Origin of the sequence: Mycobacterium sp. (assembly GCF_050701675.1) — a bacterium.
In the GTDB taxonomy this organism is placed as follows: domain Bacteria; phylum Actinomycetota; class Actinomycetes; order Mycobacteriales; family Mycobacteriaceae; genus Mycobacterium.
This window is the reverse complement of the sequence record NZ_JBOGDD010001083.1, coordinates 1-3,249: the sequence shown is the minus strand read 5'-3', so window position 1 is coordinate 3,249 and position 3,249 is coordinate 1. Positions and strand designations below refer to the sequence as shown.

General features: G+C 65.6%; 3 protein-coding genes. 1 reads left to right on the top strand and 2 read right to left on the bottom strand.

The features are described 5' to 3' along the window. Positions 1-96 precede the first annotated feature (96 nt). Entirely contained in the window at positions 97-690 is a 594-nt protein-coding gene (locus tag ACRDUX_RS33240) for a hypothetical protein (protein ID WP_526420509.1), read from the top strand. On the opposite strand, the gene ACRDUX_RS33235 is transcribed toward ACRDUX_RS33240, so the two are convergent. After that, positions 632-1,807, bottom strand: a complete 1,176-nt coding sequence (locus tag ACRDUX_RS33235) for a hypothetical protein (protein ID WP_526420507.1) — start codon at positions 1,805-1,807, stop codon at positions 632-634. The two genes, ACRDUX_RS33240 and ACRDUX_RS33235, sit on opposite strands and share 59 nt — an antisense overlap. A 217-nt stretch (positions 1,808-2,024) precedes the next feature. After that, positions 2,025-2,933, bottom strand: coding sequence for an RNA polymerase sigma factor SigJ (sigJ, locus tag ACRDUX_RS33230; RefSeq protein ID WP_526420505.1), 909 nt, complete (start codon positions 2,931-2,933; stop codon positions 2,025-2,027). Between the last annotated feature and the right edge of the window lie 316 nt (positions 2,934-3,249).

Sequence of the window (3,249 nt, the reverse complement as noted above, 5' to 3'; positions counted from 1 at the left end):
GGCCAGGATCAATCTCGGCATCGGACCCGACGACGCGGCGGCACTTTGGGACAGCCAGCAGACGATCGAGATCCCGCCGGCTCAGATGGCCGCGTCGTGACGTCGTGGCTGCGGCGCAACCGATGGGGTCTCCTCGCACTACCCGTCGCGGTGGCACTCGCGGTCGGCGCCAACGCTCAACGACTGCAAGACTATTGGTGGGATCAAGACTTGCGGCAGCCCGCTGCCACGGGCCGCCTGGACGAGTGGGTGACGTGGACTGATTCCTTCTCCGATGCGACGGGCGAAAGCACGCGAACCCTCAGGGTCAAGGTCACCGGCGTCGCGGCGACCGATCTCGAGCTGCCGTCCGACCTGGTCGGTGAGCGGGTCGCACTCGACTTCGCGGCTGAACCGGACCAGGTGCTCAGCGGCTGCCGACTGGCGCTGCTCGACGGTGACGGCAATCGCTACGTCTACGATCCGACGATCAACGAAGTATCGCAAGACATCTGGCCCTGCGTGCCTGGGAACCATCCCGGCCCGGCGCCCTCCATCGCGGCGGGACAACCGCGAACGGTGGCGCCCGGTGAGGAACGGCCGCCGTCCTGGACGGCCCAGCCGGTGCTGGTGGTGCCGCGCAACGCCAAGATCACACAGGTGCTGCTGTGGTGGGAGGAACCGGAATATCTGGCGGTACAACTGAACTGACTTGCCGAAGCATCCTGTCGACGCCTGCGGCGAGCAACGCGGCCAGGACCATCAGCATCAACGCATCCTCGATCGCCCCTTCGATCGGTGCCCACGCCACGTACGTGTCGCTCTCGACGGGGCCCACCACTGCTCGCCACAGCACGCTGACGAGGTAGGGGACTCGCAGCGCGAGCAGGGATGCCAGCCCGAACAGCAGCATCGGCACCAGGCCTGCCCCGATCATCAGCCGCAGTCCATGGAAGAAGGCCGTGAAACGCGACGTGACGTCGTCAGTGAGACCAGCGACGGTGCGGACCACCGGCTTGGGCACCACCTTCACTCGCGCGAGCCAGGGGTGCTCGAAGGTCGGTGCCGGCGCCAACTCGTGGCCCAGCACCACGGCGCCGACGGCAATCCACGCCAGCGGGACGATCACCACTGCGTCCAGGGAGCCGAGCAGATCCCACGCCCAGGTCGTGGCGGTCTTCAACGGGTAGCCAAGAGGCCCCAGACGCTCGATCACCGTCTCGTAGAAACCGGTGACCCTGGCGACCATTACCCGATTCTGCAACCACTCACCGACGGCGGTCTTCTCACCGTCGATGTAACCCGCGGCGTTCGCCGACCAGTACACCTCGACCAGTGCGCCAAGGATCGCGAAGCCGAGAAACCTCCAGCGCCTTTCAACGCGGCCAAGTACGAATCGCAGCACCCACGCGGCCATGACCAGCCCCGCAACGAGGTACCACTGGTTGATGAAGACGCGGCTGAAGTCTGGACCGGTGCCCGCGCCGTAGAAGTCGACTTGGTTGAGTTCGTCGGCGCCGGCCTCGTTGACGAAGTGCGCGACGTCCTGGGTCAGCAGCCCGGCGCTGACGTAGACGGCGAAGAACGGCACCACCATCGAGGTGGTGACGTCGATCAGCCGGCGTTCGCGTCCGGTGGTGGCGTCGGCCGGTGCCGCGCTCGACGAGAGCTGATCGGAGTTCGGCAGATCGTGGCGCAATACGCGCAACATCGCGATCATGGCGACGAGGAAGCCGAGCGGCGCGAAGATGACCAGTCCGTGACCCAACCAGTTCACGTGATCGCTGACCTCGACCGCCGCCCAGAGCGCCGCTCCGCGAAATGCCATGCCGGCCAGCGCGAGACTAAGAAGCACTGGCCAATGTCGACGCAGCAATCGGGCTGCCGCGACCAAGACGTCGGTCGCATCTCGCACGAACTCCCGCGCAGACACCACGACGACAGCGTACCGAGTCATCTTCCGACGCATCACCTGTTCTGATACGAATCATGATGCGAGGCAGTGAGTGTGGTGGGGCTACCGCCGCTGGTCTTGCGACGCCAATTCACGGCCGGGCCCGCCTGGCGAGTGGGGACAGCGGCAGACCAAGATGGCCGAGTTTGTCGGGGTTGATCACCGAGCGGACGGTGCAGATCTGGTGGTCTTCGACGTCCAGGGTGAGCACGTTGATCAGGCCCCCTTCCTGGTCGAACGTCAGAAGGCCGGGTCCGCCGTTGATCTCACACCGCCGGAATCGGGCCCCGAATTGGCGGTAGGCGCCGAAGATTCCATCCAGGACGCGCTGCACGCGGTCACGCCCGAACACTGGCTGACGCAAGCCGCGACCTACGCCGCCGCCATCGCCGTAGAAGGCAACGTCGTCGGCCAGCAATTCGACGAGAGGCCCGAGGGCACCGTGCTCGGCGGCGTCGAAGAATCGGTCGGCCAGCGTGGCGCGTTGAGCGGAGTCGGCGGCGAACCGGCGCCGACCGGCGTCCACGTGACGACGGGCGCGGACCAGCATCTGTCGACAGTTGGCCGGTGACTTACCGACGATCCGCGCGATGTCGTCGTAGTCGTAGACGAATACCTCGCGCAACAGGAAGACGGCCCGCTCCACCGGCGAGAGCGTCTCCAACAGGACGAGAAACGCCATCGACAACGAGTCCGCTGTCACTGCCGCATCGGCGACGTCGGGCTCGTCGGAGGTCAGCAACGGCTCCGGCAGCCACGGCCCGATATAGGTTTCGCGCTGAACGCGGGCCGAGCGAAGGTGGTCGATGGCCAGTCGCGTGGTGATGGCCGTCAGCAGCCCCCGCGGTGAGTCGACCGGGTGCCCCTGCTCGCAATAGTCGAGGTAGCGCAGATAGGCGCCCTGAACGATGTCCTCGGCGTCGGCGACACTGCTCAGCATCCGGTAGGCGATCGAGAACAGTAGCGGCCGGAGTTCGGCGGCATCCTCACCCTCGGTCATAGCACCCTCCAGTAGGTGATCAACTCATCTCCCCTTAGACGACCAGCCGGTCCCATGTGTGACACACCGCAAGAATCTTCTCCGCCATCTGTCACAACCGTCGGGTGTCGTTCGTCTTAAAGGTCATACCCGACAACGAGAACGGAGAAGACGATGAACATTGCGCTATGGACGGCACAACTCATTCTCGCGGCGATTTTCGCCGCGTCCGGTACGGCCAAGCTGACGATGGCCAGGGACCGATTGCTGGCGACGGGTCAGACCGGGATCGCGATGTTTCCGATGCCGGTGGTGCGCTTCACCGCCGCGATGGAGG

Coding starts and splice junctions, on each gene's coding strand:
- ACRDUX_RS33235 (WP_526420507.1), bottom strand. CDS start 1,807: ATGGCATTTCGCGGAGCGGCGCTCTGGGCGGCGGTCGAGGTCAGCGAT.
- sigJ (WP_526420505.1), bottom strand. CDS start 2,933: ATGACCGAGGGTGAGGATGCCGCCGAACTCCGGCCGCTACTGTTCTCG.